This is a genomic window from Anaerosacchariphilus polymeriproducens, assembly GCF_003363435.1.
Classification (GTDB): Bacteria; Bacillota; Clostridia; order Lachnospirales; family Lachnospiraceae; genus Anaerosacchariphilus; species Anaerosacchariphilus polymeriproducens.
The window spans coordinates 1-22,028 of record NZ_QRCT01000034.1; the positions used below are offsets into that span (position 1 = coordinate 1).

20 protein-coding genes and 1 tRNA gene are annotated in these 22,028 nt (G+C 31.2%); 20 read left to right on the forward strand and 1 reads right to left on the reverse strand.

The window, feature by feature from the left end; translation table 11 throughout:
- From DWV06_RS18835 to DWV06_RS10960, 13 genes are all read left to right on the forward strand, one after another.
- Positions 1-421, forward strand: a 421-nt coding sequence (locus DWV06_RS18835; RefSeq protein ID WP_235828945.1) for a LysM peptidoglycan-binding domain-containing protein, incomplete at its 5' end; no start/stop codon positions are given.
- 95 nt (positions 422-516) lie between these two features.
- The gene (locus tag DWV06_RS10905; RefSeq protein WP_115482222.1) at positions 517-1,341 is read left to right on the forward strand and encodes a rhomboid family protein; all 825 of its coding nucleotides are present in this window, start codon (positions 517-519) and stop codon (positions 1,339-1,341) included.
- A gap of 296 nt (positions 1,342-1,637) precedes the next feature.
- Positions 1,638-2,000, forward strand: coding sequence for a response regulator (locus DWV06_RS10910; RefSeq protein ID WP_115482223.1), 363 nt, complete (start codon positions 1,638-1,640; stop codon positions 1,998-2,000).
- Positions 2,001-2,048: 48 nt separating this feature from the next.
- On the forward strand, positions 2,049-2,672 hold the full coding sequence (locus DWV06_RS10915) for a chemotaxis protein CheC (protein WP_115482224.1): 624 nt from the start codon (positions 2,049-2,051) through the stop codon (positions 2,670-2,672).
- A gap of 49 nt (positions 2,673-2,721) precedes the next feature.
- A complete protein-coding gene (locus DWV06_RS10920; RefSeq protein ID WP_115482225.1) occupies positions 2,722-3,111 on the forward strand; it encodes a bacteriohemerythrin in 390 nt (129 codons plus the stop codon).
- Between the two features lie 100 nt (positions 3,112-3,211).
- Positions 3,212-4,036: an undecaprenyl-diphosphate phosphatase gene (locus DWV06_RS10925; RefSeq protein ID WP_115482226.1), complete on the forward strand. Its 825-nt coding sequence runs from the start codon at positions 3,212-3,214 to the stop codon at positions 4,034-4,036.
- A gap of 86 nt (positions 4,037-4,122) precedes the next feature.
- Positions 4,123-4,803: a DNA alkylation repair protein gene (locus DWV06_RS10930; protein ID WP_115482227.1), complete on the forward strand. Its 681-nt coding sequence runs from the start codon at positions 4,123-4,125 to the stop codon at positions 4,801-4,803.
- Positions 4,804-4,894: 91 nt separating this feature from the next.
- The gene (locus DWV06_RS10935) at positions 4,895-5,608 is read left to right on the forward strand and encodes a TrmB family transcriptional regulator (protein ID WP_115482228.1); all 714 of its coding nucleotides are present in this window, start codon (positions 4,895-4,897) and stop codon (positions 5,606-5,608) included.
- Positions 5,605-6,876, forward strand: coding sequence for a diaminopimelate decarboxylase (locus DWV06_RS10940; protein ID WP_115482229.1), 1,272 nt, complete (start codon positions 5,605-5,607; stop codon positions 6,874-6,876). Before DWV06_RS10935 ends, DWV06_RS10940 begins: the two co-directional genes overlap by 4 nt.
- Positions 6,877-7,081: 205 nt before the next feature.
- Positions 7,082-7,164, forward strand: a tRNA-Leu gene (locus DWV06_RS10945).
- A 258-nt stretch (positions 7,165-7,422) separates the two neighbouring features.
- On the forward strand, positions 7,423-8,130 hold the full coding sequence (locus DWV06_RS10950) for a glycoside hydrolase family 11 protein (protein WP_235828946.1): 708 nt from the start codon (positions 7,423-7,425) through the stop codon (positions 8,128-8,130).
- A gap of 539 nt (positions 8,131-8,669) precedes the next feature.
- Positions 8,670-10,757 carry a nucleotidyl transferase family protein gene (locus DWV06_RS10955; protein WP_162300620.1) on the forward strand — a complete coding sequence of 696 codons (2,088 nt, stop codon included), beginning with the start codon at positions 8,670-8,672 and terminating at the stop codon, positions 10,755-10,757.
- A gap of 23 nt (positions 10,758-10,780) precedes the next feature.
- Positions 10,781-11,464 carry a YoaK family protein gene (locus DWV06_RS10960; protein WP_235828947.1) on the forward strand — a complete coding sequence of 228 codons (684 nt, stop codon included), beginning with the start codon at positions 10,781-10,783 and terminating at the stop codon, positions 11,462-11,464.
- A 287-nt stretch (positions 11,465-11,751) separates the two neighbouring features.
- On the opposite strand, the gene DWV06_RS10965 is transcribed toward DWV06_RS10960, so the two are convergent.
- Positions 11,752-12,222, reverse strand: coding sequence for a spore coat protein (locus DWV06_RS10965; RefSeq protein WP_115482231.1), 471 nt, complete (start codon positions 12,220-12,222; stop codon positions 11,752-11,754).
- Positions 12,223-12,409: 187 nt separating this feature from the next.
- Here DWV06_RS10965 and DWV06_RS10970 point away from each other — a divergent pair, with 187 nt between their 5' ends.
- The 7 genes from DWV06_RS10970 (at position 12,410) to DWV06_RS11000 (ending at position 22,016) form a co-directional block, all read left to right on the forward strand.
- Positions 12,410-13,300 carry a cation diffusion facilitator family transporter gene (locus tag DWV06_RS10970; RefSeq protein WP_115482232.1) on the forward strand — a complete coding sequence of 297 codons (891 nt, stop codon included), beginning with the start codon at positions 12,410-12,412 and terminating at the stop codon, positions 13,298-13,300.
- A gap of 80 nt (positions 13,301-13,380) precedes the next feature.
- On the forward strand, positions 13,381-14,388 hold the full coding sequence (locus DWV06_RS10975; RefSeq protein ID WP_115482233.1) for a nucleotidyltransferase domain-containing protein: 1,008 nt from the start codon (positions 13,381-13,383) through the stop codon (positions 14,386-14,388).
- Positions 14,389-14,572: 184 nt separating this feature from the next.
- Positions 14,573-14,899 (forward strand): zf-HC2 domain-containing protein, encoded by a 327-nt coding sequence (locus DWV06_RS10980; protein ID WP_115482234.1) that lies wholly within the window; start codon positions 14,573-14,575, stop codon positions 14,897-14,899.
- 49 nt (positions 14,900-14,948) lie between these two features.
- Complete coding sequence (gene polA, locus DWV06_RS10985; RefSeq protein WP_115482235.1) at positions 14,949-17,582, forward strand: DNA polymerase I; 2,634 nt, start codon at positions 14,949-14,951, stop codon at positions 17,580-17,582.
- An 8-nt stretch (positions 17,583-17,590) separates the two neighbouring features.
- Positions 17,591-18,193 carry a dephospho-CoA kinase gene (coaE, locus tag DWV06_RS10990; protein WP_115482236.1) on the forward strand — a complete coding sequence of 201 codons (603 nt, stop codon included), beginning with the start codon at positions 17,591-17,593 and terminating at the stop codon, positions 18,191-18,193.
- A 3-nt stretch (positions 18,194-18,196) separates the two neighbouring features.
- Positions 18,197-20,299, forward strand: coding sequence for a cell division FtsA domain-containing protein (locus DWV06_RS10995; RefSeq protein ID WP_115482237.1), 2,103 nt, complete (start codon positions 18,197-18,199; stop codon positions 20,297-20,299).
- A 1-nt stretch (position 20,300) separates the two neighbouring features.
- On the forward strand, positions 20,301-22,016 hold the full coding sequence (locus tag DWV06_RS11000; RefSeq protein WP_115482238.1) for a sensor domain-containing diguanylate cyclase: 1,716 nt from the start codon (positions 20,301-20,303) through the stop codon (positions 22,014-22,016).
- Positions 22,017-22,028 lie beyond the last annotated feature (12 nt).

The window sequence follows — 22,028 nt, forward strand, 5'->3', positions numbered from 1 at the left end:
AGGCCAGCAGCCAATGATGCCGTGGCAGCAACCACCAATGCAAGAACAACCATCAATGATGCCTGAACCAACACCGACAATGCCGTGGCAGACACCAATGATGCCGGGCCAGCAGCCTGCAATGCCAAGAACAATGATGCCAGGTCAAACGCCGAGACAGACGATGCCAGGTCAGCCAACTATGATGCCGAGAACAACAATGCCAAGGCAATCACAAACAATGCCGAGACGTACGCAAGCGCCGTCCCCTATGTATTGTAATGGACATATTCATGTAATTGAAAGAGGAGATACACTCTATAATATTGGTAAAAAATATGGAGTAACGGTTGCAGATTTAATGTATTATAATCCTTATGTTGATATTTATAATTTACAAATTGGTGATGAACTCTGTATACCAACAAAAACGTATCAGTAATTTCATAAAATTTATAGAAATTTAAGTACGGTTTCATTGACAAAGATTATTGAAAAAACTATAATGAAGAAAGCATTTGAAAGGATACGGTTAATATGAATTTAAACAAATTAGAACGTAAATTTGGGAAATATGCAATTCCAAATTTGTCTTTATGGATTATAGTATGCTATTTGATTGGTTATTTATTGCAAATTACATTGCCAGAAATTTTTAATTATATGTTGCTTGAACCATATGAGATATTTCATCATGGTCAGATTTGGAGAGTTATAACTTGGTTGTTCATGCCCCCAGAGTCTTTGGGTTTATTTACTATAATTATGCTGTTTTTTTATTATTCTATAGGAAACAGTTTAGAGCGGACGTGGGGAACATTTCGTTACAATTTATTTATTTTCTCTGGAATCGTTGCGACTATTATTGCTGTTATTATTTTATATTTCGTAACCGGACAGATTAGAGGATTTGGTTTTTTAGTTTCAACGGTTTTTATTAATCAATCTATTCTGCTGGCTTATGCGGCAACTTTTCCCAATATGCAGATTTTATTATATTTTGTAATTCCAATTAAGATCAAATGGCTGGGTTATGCATATGTTGCAATAGTAGTATATCAGTTTCTTGGTGCAGGCTATATTCAAAAAGTTATTATTGTTGCATCTTTGCTTAATGTTATTGTATTCTTTCTGCTTACCAGAAATTACAGACGGATTTCTCCGAAAGAAATTCATCGAAAACAAAAATTTAAAAAACAGTCTTTAGATTCACAAAAAACTACAAAGCATAAATGTGCAGTATGTGGGCGTACAGAAAAAGATGGCGATGATTTAGTATTTCGTTATTGTTCAAAATGTGATGGTAATTACGAATATTGTCAAGATCATTTATTTACACATGAACATGTAAAAAAGAAATAAAATTAAATAGATGTAAAAAATTAATATGCTCCCCTTGTGGTAAATAATTTGTAGAAAAATGTTTGCTGCAATGAGGAGTATATTTTTTCGAAAAAAAAGCAAAATTATTATTTATACCTACTTAAACAAAATATAATTGTATAATTTGTTTAAAGTGTCAAAAGTGCCTTAATAGAAAATAAATTATAGTATATAGTTGAAAAATATTGAATTTTCAGTTATACTTAGTTAAAATATTTAATAATAAGACTATATGACCAATGTAGTGAAAAATATTATTAATGGGAGAGAAGGATATGGCAAAAAAAATATTAATATGTGATGATGCAGCTTTTATGCGAATGATGATCAAAGATATCTTAGCCAAGAATGGATATGAAGTTGCTGGTGAAGCTGAAAATGGAGCTATTGCAGTTAATAAGTATGCAGAATTAAAACCAGATTTGGTATTAATGGATATTACTATGCCTGAAATGGATGGAATTCAAGCTTTGAAAAAAATCAAAGAAGCAGATTCCGCAGCTACTGTAATTATGTGTTCTGCAATGGGACAGCAGGCAATGGTAATTGAAGCAATACAATCAGGTGCAAAAGATTTCATAGTAAAACCATTTCAGGCAGATCGTGTAGTTGAAGCAGTAAAGAAAGTATTGGGATAACCAGTAGATTCTAAAACAAAAAACTACGATTGGAGGTCCCCTTATTATATGGACAAAAACAAATATGATAAATTAGATATATATAAATTAGACGTATTGCAGGAAGTTGGTAATATTGGAGCAGGAAATGCTGCAACTGCTCTATCGAAAATGTTAAACGCCAAGATAAATGTAACAATACCGAATGTTAGAGTTCTGGATTTTGAAGAGATTTCAGATGCTCTTGGAGGAAGTAACATTATTGCGATAGGTGTGAGTATAGACTTAATCGATGAGATGCATGGAAGATTATTACAAATTTTTCAAAAATCTTTTGTAGAAAAGATATTAAATAATTTTTATCATAAACAAGTAGAAGATTTGAAAAATTTAGATGAAATGGACCAGTCAGTTATATCTGAAGTTGGAAATATTACGACAGCAGCATATGCAAATGCGCTATCAGTTCTATCTGGAATGAGAATTAATATTACACCACCTAAGCAGTATACCGATGAAGTAGGTAAATTGTTGCATATTCCTTCTGCAGAAATTGATGAATATGGTGGAAGTGTTTTATTTATTGATGTAAATTTTTCTATAGAAGAGCAAGAATTTAAAAGTAATATGATTTTAGAATTAGATCTAAAATCATTGACGTACTTGTTTAACAATTTAGGCGTCCCTCATTAGAAGCAATTAATTGGACGTGCCTGATTTGTGTTTACGGAGGATGAAATTTATGTATGAGATGAAAGAAGAATATTTGATTGGAATTGAACAAATTGATAAAGAACATGAGAAACTTTTTGAAATTGCAGAAAAGGTTTATCAATTGCTCCAAGATAAATTTATTCCAGATAAATATGATAATATCAGACAGGTATTAATTGAATTAAGAGAATATACAATCATGCATTTTGAGCATGAAGAAGAATATATGAAAAGTATTCAATATAAAAGAATGTTTACACAAAAAGTAGAACATGATGCGTTTCGAAAAAAAATTGAAGATCTAGAATTTGAAAAGCTGGATGAAAAGCAGGAAGAAATGATAAAAGAAATTTTAGAATTTTTAACGAATTGGTTGGTACATCATATACTTGAAACAGATAAACTCATTGGACAATAACAATGAGTTTTTCTTTTTTGCTTTTCTTTCTTTCAGGAGTAGTATATAATGGAAAAAGTAAAATAAATTGATAGAAAGAATTAAATAAGAGAGGTTACTTATGAGCATATTAGAAATTTTTAAAGCTGTATTATTTGGAATTGTAGAGGGAATAACTGAATGGCTTCCAATCAGCAGTACGGGACATATGATACTTTTAGATGAATTTATTAAGCTAAAAGAATCAAAAGAGTTTATAGAAATGTTTTTGGTTGTGATTCAATTGGGGGCGATCATGGCAGTTGTTATTTTATTTTGGAACAAACTTTTTCCTTTTTCGTTCAAAGAGAAAGTCAAAGTAAAGACGGATATTTTCGTGATGTGGTTCAAGGTTTTGGTTGCAGTAATACCGGGTGCTATTGTTGGAATTTTGTTTGATGACGAATTGAATGATTTATTTTATAATTATAAAGTAGTATCTACTGCATTAATTGTATTTGGTATACTATTTTTAATTATTGAAAATAAAAATAAGAATCAGAAGCCTCAAATTAGTACTATTGCAGAAATTACATATAAAACAGCCGCAATAATAGGTGTCTTTCAGTTAATTGCAGCAATTTTCCCCGGCACTTCAAGATCGGGAGCTACGATATTAGGTGCTCTTTTGATAGGTGTATCCAGAACTGTAGCTGCTGAATTTACTTTCTTCTTAGCAGTACCTACTATGTTTGGCGCCAGTTTGCTTAAGATATATAAATATGGAAGTGCATTTACAGGTTCACAGATTGTTATCCTACTGATAGGTATGCTGGTAGCGTTCGTTGTATCATTAGGAGTGATTAAATTTTTAATGAGTTATATAAAGTCCCATGATTTTAAAGTTTTTGGTTGGTATCGTATAATTCTAGGAAGTTTAGTTTTATTGTTTTTTATGTTGAGATAAAAGTTGATAGAATTTTTAATTGAAGGTGCCAAGGTGTGGTGCCTTCAATTTTTATTGAATTGTAAGATTAGGATGGAGAGTTTTTTATGGAAAAATCAATATATGAACAACTTATATTACATGCGGAGCCTGAATACAAGGAATTTTCAAAAAGATTACTTCCTGGTGTTGATAATATTATAGGAGTACGTTTACCTGTATTGCGTAAAATTGCAAAAAAAATTGCAAAAAATAATCCGGAAGAATATTTAAAAAATGCCAGTGATCATACATTTGAAGAAATCATGATTCAAGGAATGGTAATTGGCTATTTAGATCGAGATATTGAAGAGGTTTTAAAACATATCAGTGTGTTTTTACCTAAAATTAATAACTGGTCAGTATGTGACAGTTTTTGTACAGGCTTAAAAATTACTGAGAAATATCCTCAGCATATGTGGGTATTTTTACAGAAATTGTACCGGGACGAATCGGAGTATATTGTCAGATTCGCAGTCGTAATACTTTTACGATTTTTTATTACGGAAGAATATATTTTAAATTCCTTTAGTTTGTTTGACAGAGTAAAGCATCAAGGATATTATGTCAAAATGGCTGTTGCATGGGCAGTCTCTACATCGTTTGTAAAATTCCCTGATCTTACAAAACTTTATTTACAAAATAATAATTTAGATGATTTTACATATAATAAATCACTTCAAAAGATATTAGAATCTCTATCGGTCAGTAAGGAAACTAAGGAGTGGATTCGCAAGATGAAGAGGTGAAAATATAGGAAAGAGAAATTGTTTCTCATTGACAATTCGCAAAAAAAGGTGTATAGTGTTCCTGAATAGTACTACTAAATGGAGAGCGATTATGGATTATCAGATATTATCAGATAAACTGATGAATTTTGGGATGACAAGACAAGAAACTACGGTTTATTTTTGTCTGTTGAACAATACTCAGATGACAGGATATGAGGTGGCGAAACAAACCGGTATTTCAAGATCTAATGCATATAATACTTTGGCCGGACTTGTAGAAAAAGGTGCTGCCTATATCATAGAAAGCAATTCTACTACAAAATATATTGCGGTTGAAATTGAAGAGTATTGTAATAATAAGATTAGAAGTTTAAATGAGATGAAACAATACTTAGTAAAAAATATACCTAGAAGAAAAGAAGAAAATGAAGGTTATATTACAATTACCGGAAAGCAGAATATATATGATAAAATTAGAAATATGTTAGAAGGTGCGAAGAAAAGAGTTTATATTTCCATGCCTGGATTTCAGTTGGATTTATTTCATGAGCAGCTTAAATCATTAATACAAACCGGTATTAAAGTAGTTGTAATATCTGAAGAAAAATGGGACATGCAAGGAGCTTTCATTTATTTAAATGAAAATCTGGATAATCAGATACGTGTCATTACAGATTCCAAATATGTTCTTATCGGAGAAGTCGAAGATAACGACGGTACCTGTTTATATTCCGGACAGAAAAATTTTGTTCGAGTATTCAAAGATTATTTAAGGAATGAAATTACATTAATACAATATAAGGAGGAAAATTTAAGGAAATGAAGAAAGAACCATTTGTAACTTATGAGCAGCTAAAAGAAATTACCAAAAAATATCCGACACCATTTCATCTTTATGATGAGAAAGGAATTCGTGATAATGTAAAGGCTTTAAAGGATGCATTTTCCTGGAATAAAGGATTCAAAGAATATTTTGCAGTAAAAGCTACCCCTAATCCATTTTTGATCAATATTTTAAAAGAATATGGATGTGGCTGTGATTGTTCTTCATTAACAGAACTTATGCTGGCTAATGCTTTAGATTTTGCAGGAAATGATATTATGTTTTCATCAAATGCAACGCCGGCAAATGAATTTAAATATGCTGATGAAATTGGAGCAATTATTAACTTAGATGATTTTACTCATATAGATTTTTTGGAAAAAACGATTGGTAGAATTCCAGAAACTATCAGTTGTCGTTATAATCCGGGTGGATTGTTTAAAATCAGTAACAGTATTATGGATAATCCGGGAGATGCTAAGTATGGATTTACAACCGAACAGCTCTTTGAAGGATTTAGAGTTTTGAAAGAAAAAGGTGCAAAGAATTTTGGAATTCATGCCTTTTTAGCAAGTAATACTGTGACCAATGAATACTATCCGACCTTAGCTAAAACTTTATTTGAAACAGCAGTAAAATTAAAAGAAGAAACAGGTGCGGACATTAAATTTATAAATCTTTCCGGAGGTATTGGCATTCCTTATAAACCAGATGAAGAGCCAAATGATATTAAGGTAATTGGAGAAGGCGTTAGAAAAGTATATGAAGAAGTTCTCGTTCCTGCCGGAATGGGAGATGTAGCATTATATACTGAGTTGGGCCGTTTTATGATGGGGCCTTATGGATGTTTAGTTACAACTGCAATTCATCAGAAGCATACACATAAAGAATACATAGGTTGTGATGCTTGTGCAGTGAATCTGATGAGACCGGCAATGTATGGTGCATATCATCATATTACGGTAATGGGAAAAGATAATGAAATTTTGACGAATACTTATGATATTACAGGTTCTCTTTGTGAAAACAATGATAAGTTTGCAGTTGACAGAAGATTACCTAAAATAGATATTGGCGATTTATTGGTCATACATGATACCGGCGCACATGGGTTTGCTATGGGTTATAATTATAATGGCAAATTGAAATCAGCTGAAATTTTATTAAAAGAAGATGGTTCTACCCAATTGATCCGCCGACCTGAAACTCCAGAAGATTATTTTGCGACATTCGATTGTTTTGATATTTTAGATAAGATGAAATTTTAATTTTCAAAAGACGTAATTATTTTCTTGAAAATATTGCGTCTTTTTTCTTAATAAATATTGTTATTCATGTAAAAAGTTTTCTTAATAAATCGGGAAGAGACTTCAAAAATGGGTAGAAAAATAGTCATAATACAAAAATTAGGGATTGACAAGTTTGATAAGAGATGGTAATATATTTTTTGTCGTTAAGAAAAAATGCATAAAAGCGGATGTGGCGGAATGGCAGACGCATCAGACTCAAAATCTGACGGGGGTGACCTCGTGAGGGTTCAAGTCCCTCCATCCGCATTAGTGAGCTTCAAATTCTTATTTTTATAAGGGTTTGAAGCCTTTTTCTTTTTGTAAATTTGATGTGCTTGATGCAAATTTTTAACCAATTTTGTTTTGTAAGATTATCGAATATGTACCGAGTTATCTTGAAGTTTCAAATATAGAGTAGTAGTAAAGTCGATAATAAAATAAAAAAATATCAAAAAAAGGTTTACAAATAATGAAATTATTGTAAACTATAATTACGCTTAAAATATTCTAAAAGGAGGAAATAAGATGCGTTTTATGAAACAAAAGAGGTTCTTGTCAGTTTTAATGTGTTTTACTATTTTGATTACGTTATTTCAGGGAAATGCACAAGCAGCAACTACAATCACGTCAAATCAAAGCGGAATCCAAGACGGCTACAACTATGAGCTGTGGAAGGATTCCGGAAACACAAGTATGACTCTCAATAGTGGAGGCACATTCAGTTGTCAATGGAGTAACATCAATAATGCATTATTCCGTAAAGGTAAAAAATTTAATGAGACTCAAACACATCAGCAAATTGGAAATTTATCAGTAAACTATAGTGCAGATTACTCTCCTAATGGTAATTCTTATTTATGTATTTATGGGTGGACAAGTAATCCGCTCGTAGAATATTACATCGTAGATAGCTGGGGTACTTGGCGTCCACCAGGGGCTTTATCAAAGGGAACCATTAACGTTGATGGTGGTACATATGATATATATGAGACTACTAGAACCAATCAACCTTCCATTAAAGGAATTGCTACTTTCAAACAATACTGGAGTGTAAGAACTTCAAAACGTACCAGCGGTACGATCTCGGTTAGCGAGCACTTTAAAGCGTGGGAGCGCTTAGGCATGAGTATGGGAAAAATGTATGAAGTTTCTTTGACGGTAGAAGGATATCAAAGTAGTGGAAGTGCTTCTGTGACTAGTAATAACATAAGTATCGGCGGTAGCGGTGGCTAATGCAAAAAATGAGGCTGAATTGCAATTACTTTGTTTCCAATGTCAAAGGCTTATGTTCCACTGCTCGTAAAAAATTTCTGTATACGAAAAATATATAGGGTAATGTTAATAATATGATTGATACTATCTAAATTTTGAATATATGGTATAATGTTTATAGTGGGAAAGGTTAGTCCCCTCTGTGGTTACTCGATAACGGTTTCGTTATGTGTTAATCGAGGAAGGGGGTGTTGCTAATGACATATGTGACGTATGGAGATTTATTCACCTTTGTTCTTATGTTAGTTGCTTTTGCAACAATTATTATAAAGTGTTGTAAAAGAAAATAACCGCCCCTCTGCGAAAAGTCGGCGGTTATTTTTTAACTAAAGTCTTATACAGGGGGGTACTAACTAAGTACCACTCTTTTTATATAAGTATTATAGCATATGTTTTTTTGTGATACAATATACTTTAGATTTTTTCTTGAAAAATAAAAGTGAAAACAGCCTAAAGCACCAGACATGTTGCTAATAAAGAAATCAGGGAGGAGCCTAGTTATGATTAGATTTTGTGATATGGAAGTTTATACGATAGACGAAAATCAGATTGACAGAAATCAGTTGCTTCGATTTTTTTGCGAGGATAGACATAATAATGATATTGTTGTAGTTTATAATAATTTAGAAGAATTTGTTGGGATCATAACCTATGATACCCTTTTGTTTGGTAATGATGAAATATTACAAAAAGAAAAATTAATTACAAGTGAAGATATTTGGGAAAATGCAAAAAAAATATTTGATATACAAAAAAATGTTATGTATGTGCCAGTTTTTAATGATAAATCGGAATTAATTTATTTTTGTTATAATGATAATTCAAATGAAGATTATTATAATCAAATCAATATTGCATTTGAGCAATTAGAACAAAATGAAGATTCTATATTTATTAAAGAACTGTATCGAAATGTTGAAGTAGTGTGCATATATGATATGAATGAATTTGCGTTCAGATTATATAAACTTTTAAATAAAAGAAAAATCGATGTTCTACTAATTGGGGATAAGTGGAGAGATATTTGTGGAATCGAAGAAAGTAGTAATAATGTATATTATCCAGATTATTCAAAGATGAATATTTTAGCTGAGCCATTAACAGTCTCACATATTAAAAAGGACAGAACATGCAAAAAAAGAATTGAGACAGTTAATAGTTTTGAATTTTTATTGGATATCATAAGGGTAAATTGCATAAATAGTCGTAATCAAATGAAAGAAGAATTACAAGCTTTGGGGGCAAATATAATCTTATGCAGAATTCCAGAATTCAATGATTTAAATCATTATACATTAGACGAATATTATAGATGTATGCAAGAAATAAGTCCCAATAACCTAAATATTAATGATAAAAATAAGTTAAATTCTATACAATTAAAAAAAGCTTTCGGAGATACTGTTATAGAATCCGACAGTAAAAGTATATATTCTGAAATAGACAATATGAAAAGTTTAAAGTTAAGCAGTAGAAAGTATTCTGAAGGAGAAAATACAATCTATATAATAGGTCCTTGTATTGTTAATGGACAAGGTGTCAATCAAAATGAATCATTTTCTTTTTACATGAGTCAATTTGTGACACAAAAATTCAATCAAAAATTTGCTGTTATCACAATTTCAGTTCCAAGTTATATGGCTTTTTTATATCATAAGGTAATTGAAAATCTAGACATTAAAGAAAATGATATTATTTTATGTATGTACGAAAAGTTTTCGAAATATGAAGATTTTATTCAAGATAAAGTAGATATTTGCTTAAGTGATTATTTTGATTCTCGTAAAGAAAATGAAGAATGGTTTTTTGATAAACCAATTCATACAACCAAATTGGGAAATATGAAAATTGCTGAAGAACTTGTTTATAATTGCTTGAGTAAATTGGTAGATAATATGGATTTGCAAAAAGAACAGCAATTTCTACAGAAACGCCCCCCTATTTTAACCGAAGATGAAATAGTAGAATTAAAGAAATATGTAAACTCGATTCAACAATTTGAAGCAGAGCCTAATCAAAGAATAGGTTCCATTGTTATGAACTGCAATCCGTTTACATTAGGACATAAGTATTTAATAGACTGTGCAATGCAACAAGTAGATTATCTCTATTTGTTTGTAGTAGAGGAGAATCGTTCTGAGTTTTTATTTGAAGATAGATTTAAACTCGTGAAAGCAGGTACAGCTTCATATCCTAATATTAGAGTTGTTCCGTCCGGAAGGTTTATATTATCTTACGAAACGATGCCGATTTATTTTGAGAAAGCTAAGAAGCAGGATGCTATCGTAGATGCTTCCATGGATATAGAAATTTTTGCTCGATATATAGCAGCAGAATTGGGAATCACAGTTAGATTTGCTGGAGAAGAACCGATAGATAAAGTTACTAGGCAATATAATCAAGAAATGAAAAAAACATTATCTAAGTATAATATTGAATTTATAGAAATAGCACGGGAAACAGTTAATGAAGACGTTATCAGTGCGTCAAAAGTAAGAAAGCTTTTAAAGGAAGAAGCATGGGAAGAATTAAAAAAATTTGTTCCTCTTGAAACTTATTTATACTTAAAGAATGGAACTTTTTCTTGATATAAAATTTGGAAGTGAATGAAATGAAAACAGTTACAAGGAGAATGAAAAAAAGACAGGTATCAGATACACTTGGTATTGGTATGCTTTTGGCTCTGGCAGGCGGATTTTTGGATATCTATTCTTATTTGGCAAGAGGAAAGGTTTTTGCCAATGCGCAGACCGGAAATATGGTTCTGTTAGGTGTTAATATAGCAGAAAGAAATATGAAAGGTGCTTTTTATTATCTGATACCTATTTGTGCTTTTGTTATAGGGATAATATTGTCACAAATAATTAAAGACAGATTTAAAGAAAACCAGCAGATTCATTGGAGGCAGATAACTGTTGCGATTGAAGCAGTCGTATTATTCGTTGTAATGTTTATCCCTCAGGGTTATTTTAATATGATTGCGAATGTTTGCATTTCGTTTGTATGTTCCATGCAGGTACAAAGTTTTCGAAAAGTACATGGAAATGTTTATGCAACAACGATGTGTACCGGAAATTTGAGAAGTGCTACCGAACAATTATGTAGTTATCGAATAACGAAAGATCGGAAAAATTTGAAGAAGAGTTTACAATATTATTTAATTATATTAATATTTATAGTAGGTGCTATAGTAGGTGCTTTTTTTACAGAGATATTAGATGAAAAAGCGGTTGGATTAGTTAGTTTAATTTTAATTGTGGTTTTTTTGCTTATGTTTTATAAACAGGAAAATTAATTTTAATATTATTGAGAAATTTAATATGTTCATAATATTTTCGAGCTAATACAAAATATAGGAACATATTGGTGCAGCATGTTGCATTCAATATGTTCTTTTTTGTTGCAATATACTAATTAATATATTGAGAGTAGAAAAAATATCGTTAAATATGTAAATGTAGTGAAAATTATGTCGACTAAAATTACTTGAATAATAAAAAAAATGATGTAATATATTGGTTAATAAAATAGAAAAGCGGACTCAAATGAGTCCGCGATTCATATTTATAAGTAAAAATCGTATTATTTTACTTTGTACATACCATGGCTGTGCATATAATTAAAAAGTTGTTCCCCATGTCCTTGTTCTTCTTTTTGAATTTGCTGCAAAGTTTGTCTGACTACTGAATTAGCAGATTCGAAAATACCAGTATCATAAGTACTTGAAATGTATTTTTCAGTTGAAAGTAAATCAGTGCAAAGCACTTTATCACTAACATTACTTACGGATTTCATTTGACTTACCTGGTCTAGAGAACTTTTGGATTGAGTACTTGTTTCTTGACTTGAAGAGTTTGGATGACGACCTTTAAGTAAATCGTCTATCATATTATAATGTTGTTGCTCTTCGTCAGAAATTTTATTTAGAATTTGCTTTAATTCCGGATCATTTGCCTGTTTGGCATAATTTTCATATTTAGTCACACAAAGTTCTTCTTGTTGTTTATTATCTTCTAATAGCATTTTTTCTTTCTGGCTCAGTTTAATATCCATAATATTCACCTCCTTATTCTAGTTTGAACAAGGAGACTAATAATATACTCTGTATCGAAATAAAAATTAGGTTTCTATTAGCAATAAAAATATTATAAATAAATTTCATATCCTAGTTCTTGAATCATAAATATAAAGAATATCATTTAATAATATTCTTTAATTTAAAAAAGTAAGGGATTTCATTATGAAAAAAGATAATTATAAAAGGGTCAAGCAGGTTCTATATATTATTTTAGTGGCTAATATAATAGTTGCATTACTTAAGATTGCAATTGGATTGATTACGAAAAGTGCAAGTTTGTTATCAGATGGGATTCATTCATTATCCGATGCATCTTCCAATATAGTTGGGTTGGTTGGTATTTGTTTAGCGTCTAAACCTAAGGATAAAGAACATCCATATGGTCATAATAAGTTCGAAACACTTTCAGGATTATTTATATCCGGAATGCTATTTATCGTAGGCGGAAAGATTGTTCTTAGTGCTATAAACAGGTTGAAAAATCCAGTTATACCGAAAATTACAATATTAAGTCTTATTATCTTAATCGTTACTTTATTGATTAATATATTGGTATCAATTTTTGAATATAAAAAAGGAAAAGAGTTAAATAGTTTGATTCTTATTTCTGATTCTATGCATACGAGAAGCGATATTTATGTTTCAATTGGTGTTTTAATAACTCTTATAGGAATAAAGTTTGGGGTTCCTGTATATATAGATTCAATATCGTCGTTGATTGTAGCAGGTTTTATTATTCATGCAGCTTATGAAATATATAAGGAAAATAGTGGTGTTTTAGTAGATAGAGTTGTAGTTGATACAGAGGAAATAAAAGCGATTGTACTGGATTTTGAGCAAGTGAAAGATATTCATAAGATTAGGAGTAGAGGAAGTCAGAATAATTTGTATATTGACATGCATATAATGGTAGACCCTGATTTGACTATTAAGGATTCTCACGATATGGTTCATGATATTGAAGATGCGATAAAAGTAAATTTAAACCAAAGTGCTCAAGTAATTGCTCATTTAGAACCATATATACCGAATGAATCCGTAACATTAAAATGATAATATTGACATAAGAAAGTTTTTAAAATAAAATCAAATTGGAAAATACAAATATATTTATTATTAGGAGAAACAACCTTATGATATTTAAGGATTTACTTAAGAAGGAAGAATATGATTTTTTAAAAAGTAATAAACATTTAGACAGCAAAATCATCCTACTTGGAGTGGCAGGCAGCTATTCCTATGGTACCAATATTGAAACTAGTGATATTGATTTAAGAGGAATCGCATTGAATAGTAAATCGGACTTGATAGGAATGTCATCATTTGAACAATATGAAGATACTAAAACAGATACTACTATTTATAGCTTTCATAAGATAATTAAATTATTACAGAACTGCAATCCAAATACAATTGAATTGTTAGGATTAAATCCTGAACATTATTTATATAGGAATAAAATAGGAGAAGAATTATTAGAGAATAAAAAAATGTTTTTATCCAAAAAAGCAGTTTATTCTTTTGGAGGATATGCCAGTCAACAACTACGCAGACTGCAAAATGCATTAGCTAAAGATTCATATCCGCAGAAAGAAAAAGAACAACATATTTTAAACTCGGTAAATAATGCAATTTATGATTTCAAAAGAAGATATAATAGTTTTGATAATGGCTCAATTCATTTGTATATAGAAGAGTCAACACAAAATCCGGAAATTTATATGGATATAAATTTAATGCATTATCCTTTACGTGATTATAAAAATATATGGGCAGAAATGAATAATATTGTCAAAAGTTATGAAAAATTAGGAAAACGAAACAAGAAAAAGGATGATATTCATTTAAATAAACATGCGATGCATTTGATTCGATTATATATGATGGCAATTGATATTCTCGAAAAAGAAGAAATTGTAACTTATCGCAAAAAAGAACAAGAACTACTTTTAAGAATACGGAATGGTGAATTTCAAAATAGTAGTGGAAATTTCAGGGATGATTTTTTTGAATTGTTAAGAGATTATGAGAAAAGATTAGAATATGCAAAGCAAAACACCAATTTACCGGACGAACCGGATTATAAGCGGATAGAAGAGTTTGCCATGAGTGTAAATGAACGAATTATAAAAGAGAAGTAATATAAAATATGTAGCGTATATCAATGCAAATGGTTGATATGCGCTGTTATTTTGTTAAAAATATGAAAAACTTAGTTATCTATACAAAAATTAAAACAAAAAAGGTTTGCAGATACGCGGTTTTAGTGTATCATATAAATAGTATGTATATTTAATTATTTAAAATGTATTGGTGGTGAGTTCATTGAAATGTCAATTAGCGGAACATATGATTATGCCTTTTATAAACGGAACCCTGGAAGACGATAAGAAAGCGGAGTTTTTGAAGCATATATTAAATTGCTCCAGCTGTTATGACGAATTTCAAATTTACTATACATTACAGAAAATGGATGAAGAGCCGGATGGTTCTTATGATATGAAAAGAATACTAGAAAGAGCGATACAAGATGAGTTGAAATTAATTTATCGTAAGAGACTTTGTTTTATTCTTCAAAAAGTAGTTTTTTTCCTGGCAGAAATATGTATTGTGTTAGTAGTAATATTTGGTTTGGATAGCTGCTCAAAATAATAGTCGGGTGAAAAGCTTTTAAGAATATGAAAGGAAAGAGTAGAACAGTATGGACCCTAAAAAATTAGTATTAATTGATGGACATAGTATATTAAATAGAGCATTTTATGGAATACCCGAATTGACAAATTCAGAGGGAATTCATACAAACGCTGTATATGGATTTTTAAATATCTTATTTAAAATATTAGATGAAGAAAAAGCAGATTATCTTGCAGTTGCATTTGATTTGAGTGCACCTACTTTCCGTCACGAAATGTTTCCGGAATACAAAGGGACCAGAAAAGGAATGCCTGATGAATTAAGGGAACAGGTTCCTGTTATGAAGGAAGTTTTGAATGCAATGGGAGTTAAGATTGTGGAAAAAGCAGGGTATGAAGCTGATGATATATTAGGAACGCTTGCCCAAAAATCAGAAAAAGAAGGGCTGGAGGTTTCTGTTGTTTCGGGCGATAGAGATTTATTACAGCTAGCAACTGAACATATCAAAATCCGAATTCCTAAGACCAAAAGAACCGGAACAGAAATTGAAGATTATTATGAAAAAGATGTTGTCGAAAAATATCAGATAAATCCTAAACAGATTATTGAATTAAAAGCATTAATGGGCGATTCATCAGATAATATTCCTGGTTTGCCGGGGGTGGGCGAAAAAACGGCAACGAAAATTATTGTAGAATATGGAAATATTGAAAATGCCTTTGATCATGTTGAATTGATTAAGCCAAATCGTGCAAAAGAAGCTTTCAAAGAACATTTCGCACAAGCTGAAATGAGTAAGAAGCTAGCAACTATTTGTACTGAATGTGATATTGATTTCCAGATTGAAGAATTAAAAATCGGACTATTATATACAGAAGATGCTTATTTACTTTTTAAACGTCTCGATTTTAAAAATCTGTTAACACGATTTAATTGTGATGTTCCAGTTTATTCAGTAGAAGAGAATTTCAAGTATGTAAGTGATTTAAATCAGGTAGAAGAAATTTTTGAAAAAGGACAGAATTCTAAAAATGCTTCGATTGTTCTGATTGGTGGGAATCATTTGCTTGGTGCAGCCCTGGAATATTCTGATGAAGAGACTTTTTTTATAGGTGTAGAGGGGTTTGTGACAGAGGAATATTTATTAGAGAAAGTAGAGAAACTTTTGGAACAAATCGATCAAGTCGGTGTTTTAGATTTAAAACATGAATTGAAATTTTTAAATGATAAAGAAAGAAATAATATATATGATTTAGGGATTGCAGCATATTTATTGAATCCATTAAGGAATTCTTATCTTTATGATGAGATAGCAAAAGATTATTTGGGAATGTTAATCCCTTCCAAAGAAGATTTATTAGGAAAGGCTTCATTAGAAGAAGCGTTTAATCAAAAAGAAGAATTTACGAAGTTTGCTTGTTATTGTGCTTATGTCGCATTTAAAGCAATGCCGGTTTTAATAGATAAATTAAAAGAGACTGAAATGTTTTCCTTGTATCAGACGATTGAAATGCCTTTGATTTATACTTTGTATCATATGGAAACGTATGGAGTGAAAGTTGAAAAAGAAGCGCTTGAACAATATGGACAACAGCTTAAGATAAGGATTGATGAATTAGAAAAAATTATATATGAACAAGCAGAAGAGCAATTCAATATAAATTCTCCGAAGCAGCTTGGAGTGGTATTATTTGAGAAACTGAAAATGCCACATGCAAAAAAAACGAAAACAGGATATTCTACAGCAGCAGATGTATTAGAGAAATTGGCTGCAGACTATCCAATTGTATCCAATATATTGGAGTACAGACAGTTAAGTAAATTAAAATCAACTTACGCAGATGGACTGGCGAATTATATACAAGATGATTTGAGGATTCACAGTACTTTTAATCAAACGATAACAGCAACAGGGCGGATAAGCAGTACGGAACCTAATTTGCAGAATATTCCTATTCGAATGGATTTGGGAAGATTGATTCGAAAAGTATTTATTCCTGAAAAAGATTATGTTTTTTTAGACGCCGATTATTCACAAATAGAATTGAGAGTCCTGGCACATATGTCAGGAGACGAAATGTTGATCAAAGCGTATAATGAAGCGCAGGATATCCACAGAATTACTGCTTCACAAGTATTCCATATTCCGTTTGAAGAAGTGACATCTCTTCAAAGAAGTAATGCAAAAGCCGTTAATTTTGGAATTGTTTATGGAATTAGCTCCTTTGGATTAAGTCAGGGTTTAAGTATTTCTAGAAAAGAAGCAGCGGATTACATCCAGAAATATTTCGAAACTTATCCCAAAATAAAAGGATTTTTAGATAAATTAGTAGAAGAAGGGAAAGCGAATGGATATATCTGCTCTGTGTTTGGAAGACGCAGACCGATTCCAGAATTGTCATCAAGCAATTTTATGCAGCGTTCTTTTGGAGAGCGTGTTGCGATGAACTCACCAATTCAGGGAACAGCAGCGGATATCATAAAGATAGCAATGATTCGGGTAGATCAAGAACTTAGACGACAAGGTTTAAAGTCAAGATTGGTATTGCAGGTACATGATGAATTGTTGGTTGAGGCTTATAAAGACGAGCTATCGATGGTAAAAGAGATTCTATCTGAAGAAATGAAAAATGCAGCAAAATTAGATGTAACTTTGGAAATTGAAATGAACCAAGGACAAAATTGGTACGAGACAAAGTAGGGATAGTAATGAAAGTAATAGGAATTACAGGTGGAGTTGGAGCAGGAAAAAGTTTTATATTGGATTATCTGAAAAATAATTATGGTGCCAAATTATTAATTGCGGATGAAATAGGCCATCAAGTCATGAAAAAGGGTACAACAGGTTATGAGATGATTCTAAAAGCATTTACAAGTAAGATACTTGATAATCAGGGAGAAATATCACGCCCAATTTTGGCTGAAATTATTTTTTCTGATCTTGAGAAAAGAGAAATTCTTAATAAGATTATTCATCCATTGGTAAAATCCTATATACAAGCAGAAATTGAGAATTTCCGTAAAATAGAAGAAATTAAACTGGTAGTTGTAGAGGCTGCGTTACTGATTGAAGATCATTATGAAACAATATGTGATGAGTTTTGGTATATCTATACCAAAAATGAAATACGAAAGCAGCGATTAAAGTTAAGCAGAGGATATTCAGAGGAAAAAATCGAAGCTATATTTGCAAGTCAGGCATCAGAAGAAATGTTTCGAAAGAATTGCAGTGTCGTTATAGATAACAATCTTATGCCAAATGAAGTTTATCATCAAATTGATCTGATTATGAAAAACAGGGAGGAATCATGAGTCATGGAAGAGGCAAATAAAACAGAACAATTTGTTTTCGGTTTAGATATAGGAACACGAAATGTTGTTGGTACAGTAGGCTATATGGAGGACGATCTGTTCCATGTAGCAGCTCAATATACGAAAGAACATGATACCAGAGCTATGTTAGATGGTCAGATTCATGACATTACCAGAGTTGGAAAGACAATAAAATTAGTGAAAGAACAACTAGAATTACAAATTGAGCATCCATTGACTGAAGTCTGTATTGCTGCAGCGGGCCGTGTTTTGAAAACGATAACAACCAGAGTCGATATGGAATTTTCAGAAGAGACAGTGGTTACAGGTGAACATATTCACTCTTTAGATTTGTTAGGTGTAGAAAAGGCACAAAAAGAGCTCAATGCAATTAACGATACCAAGTTTAAGTTTTATTGTGTCGGATATACCGTTGTTAAATATTTTTTAAATGATGATATTATTTCAAATTTAGAAAGTCATAAAGCTGAGAAAATTTCAGAAGAGATTATTGTTACTTTTTTGCCGGAAGATGTTGTAGATGGATTATATGCAGCAGTTGGAATGGCAGGTTTAGAAGTAGCGAATTTAACATTAGAGCCTATTGCTGCAATTAATGTAGCGATTCCAGAAGCTTTCCGAATGTTAAATATAGCGTTAGTAGATGTTGGAGCAGGGACTTCGGATATTTGTATCACCAGGGATGGCAGTATTATAGCATATGGAATGATACCGCATGCAGGCGATGAAATTACCGAATTAATTGTTCAACATTACTTGGTAGACTTTAAAATGGCAGAACATATTAAATTATCTTCTGAAACTGAAAAAACAATTAAATTTACAGATATTATGGCACTAGAGCATGAGATCAGTGCGGAGGAAGTTTGGGATCTTACCAGAAAAATGGTAGAGAGTATTGGAGTAGAAGTATCCAATAAAATAAAAGAATTAAATGGTAATAAATCAGTAAGTGCAGTTTTTGTTGTTGGAGGTGGGGGAAAGATTCATGGATTTACCCAATGTATTGCAAAAGAGATGGGGATTGCAGATGAAAGGGTCGCGCTTCGAGGAGAACAAGTATTACAAAAGGTGCATTTTGTTCAGGAAGAAATTAAAAAAGATCCATTAATTGTTACACCAATAGGAATTTGTTTGAACTCTTATGAAAATAGAAATAATTTTATATTTGTTTATTTTAACGAAGAAAGAATTAAACTTTATAATAATAATAAACTGACCATATTTGATGCAGCAATGCAGGCTGAGTTTCCGAATGAATATTTATTCCCAAGAAGGGGAAGAGAACTGAATTTTACAGTAAATGGACAAGCAAGAATGATTCGAGGAGAGCAGGGTGAATCTGCAATTGTTAAGATGAATGATAGAACGGTAAGTATGAGTACTCCAATTGAATCAAATTGTAAAATCCAGATTCAACCATCTACGATCGGAAAAGAGGCACAATTGAGTATTGAACAGCTGCCTGAATATAACAATACCATTTCCTTTATCGTTAACGGTAAATTAGTAAGATGTCCATTATTTGCAAGCGTAAATGGAGAATTAGTATCACCATATTATTATATTCAAGAGAACGATGAAGTTGAATTGTTGAAATACTATACAGTAAAACAATTAATGGAATTTATGGATGTTATGATTGACGAAAGTTATAGTATCTATGTTAATAATAAAGTTGCAGATTTAGATGAAAAGATTTATGAAAACTTTACAGTTGATTGGACAATGCAGAAGGAATTTACCTTTTCTTCCACTTTTGAAAGAGAAGAACCATTAGCTGCTCAAGAGGAAAACGTGGATGAAATAGAAATGAAGCAGGAGAAGCAAGAATCCGGAAATATGGAATTGCTGCATGAAGAGCAAACAGAAGGAATCTCCTTGACAGTAATGGTAAATGATCAGCCAATTACAATGACAGGCAAAAATAATTATATTTATGTAGATGTTTTTGAATATATAGATTTTGATTTAAATAATTCAAATGGTAGAACAATCGTAACATTGTTAAATGGTCAAGACACCTCATATACAGAGGAATTAAAGGTGGGAGATAAGATTGATATTTACTGGAAGGAACGATAGAATGGATTCGAAAAGAATATTACAATTACAAAAAGACTTTTCATATATACACCTTATTACAGGTTTGGTCTTTGTTTTGTACTTTATGATTCGGGGTGTAAAAGGATACGACAACATTATTTACACAATAAGCTCTATTGGAATAATTCTAGTTTTAGCTCTGGTTGATTATTTATTTTCCAAATATGATTATTGGTCAAATATGTATTTTATTTTAGGGATACGTATTTTACAGATAATGGCATGTTCGGTGTTTGCAGTTTTTGGAACTACAAAGGGTATGGTTTCACAGTTGGCTTGTGTCTGTTATGGGATTTTTGTTATGGAAATATCGTATATTTATCAGAATGAAATTCCAAAGTTAAACCGAAATGCAGTTATTTATATGCAGATACCTTTAATTATAGTGACTTTGATCGGTATTTTTAATAATAAGATAACGAGTGAAGAAAAATTAGGTTTGATTTTCTGGGCAGTAATAAGTATTGTTGTTTCAACTCATATCTCATATCGGATTTATAAAGAGGTATTAGGTAGTGCTGTTGCATTAAGGTATCAAAGAAGGTTGACCAGGGAGGCACAAAATAATAATTTACTTATGCTGACAAATCAGAGAGAAATGCGGCTGGCTAATGAAGAATTATTGGCTAAGAAAGAAGAACTTGAAGAAGCTTATAAAAGAATTAATCAATCAAATTCAGAGATGATGGTTCAAAATATGATTCAGCGCTATATTTCTACATCATTAGAATTAGATAGTTTATTACCTATGATAACAGAAAGTATTTCCGAAGCGATGGCAATAACATGCTGTGGTATTTTAGTAAGAAATGAAGATAGTGAACAGCCATGGAAGATATGTGTTTATTCCATTTTAGGTAAAAAAGCCACAGCAGAATATCAAGCTCAGATTTTGGATAAAAGTTTTTTGAGCCGTTTTGAATATATTAAGGAGCATTATATTGACAATAATATGGATTTTGAACAATATCCGTTTTTGGGTAAAGAAAATGTAGGTTCATTATTAGTATTCCCTTTAAATAATGATGATAAGATGAAAGGACTTCTTATTGTAGAAAAAAATGAGAAAAATTTTTTTGGAAAGAATATTGCGTTTTTTGATAGTGTTGCAACACAGCTGATTATAGCTATTAATAATGCGAAATTATATCAAAAAATGGAAGATATGGCTATGAAAGATGGGCTGACTGGAATTTATAACCGTGCTTATTTAAATAAAATGATTATGGCACATAGAACTGAAAAAGATGAACTAGAAAATTTAGTGGTAATATTATTTGACATTGATAATTTTAAATGTATAAATGATAGGTTCGGACATTTATTCGGGGATACGGTTATTCAACTTTGTGCAATTACTGCCAAAAAATTGGCCAAAGAGTACGGTGGAATGGCTGCACGATATGGTGGAGAAGAATTTGTAATTCTTTTAAAGAATAAATCGAATCAAGAACTATATGAAATTGTTGAAAAATTACATAGAAGAATTTCTAGTAATGAGTTAGAATATGAAGGAGAGAAAATAACAATACATATTAGTGGTGGAGTCGCAACTTATCCAGAGAGCTGTAAGGAACAAAAGGATCTATTGAATCATGCTGACTGGGCAATGTATTATTCCAAAGAAAACGGAAAAGGTTATACTACATTCGATAGTCAGGAATTAAGAAGAAAAATGAAGCGCAGCAGGATGTAAAATAGGAGGCAG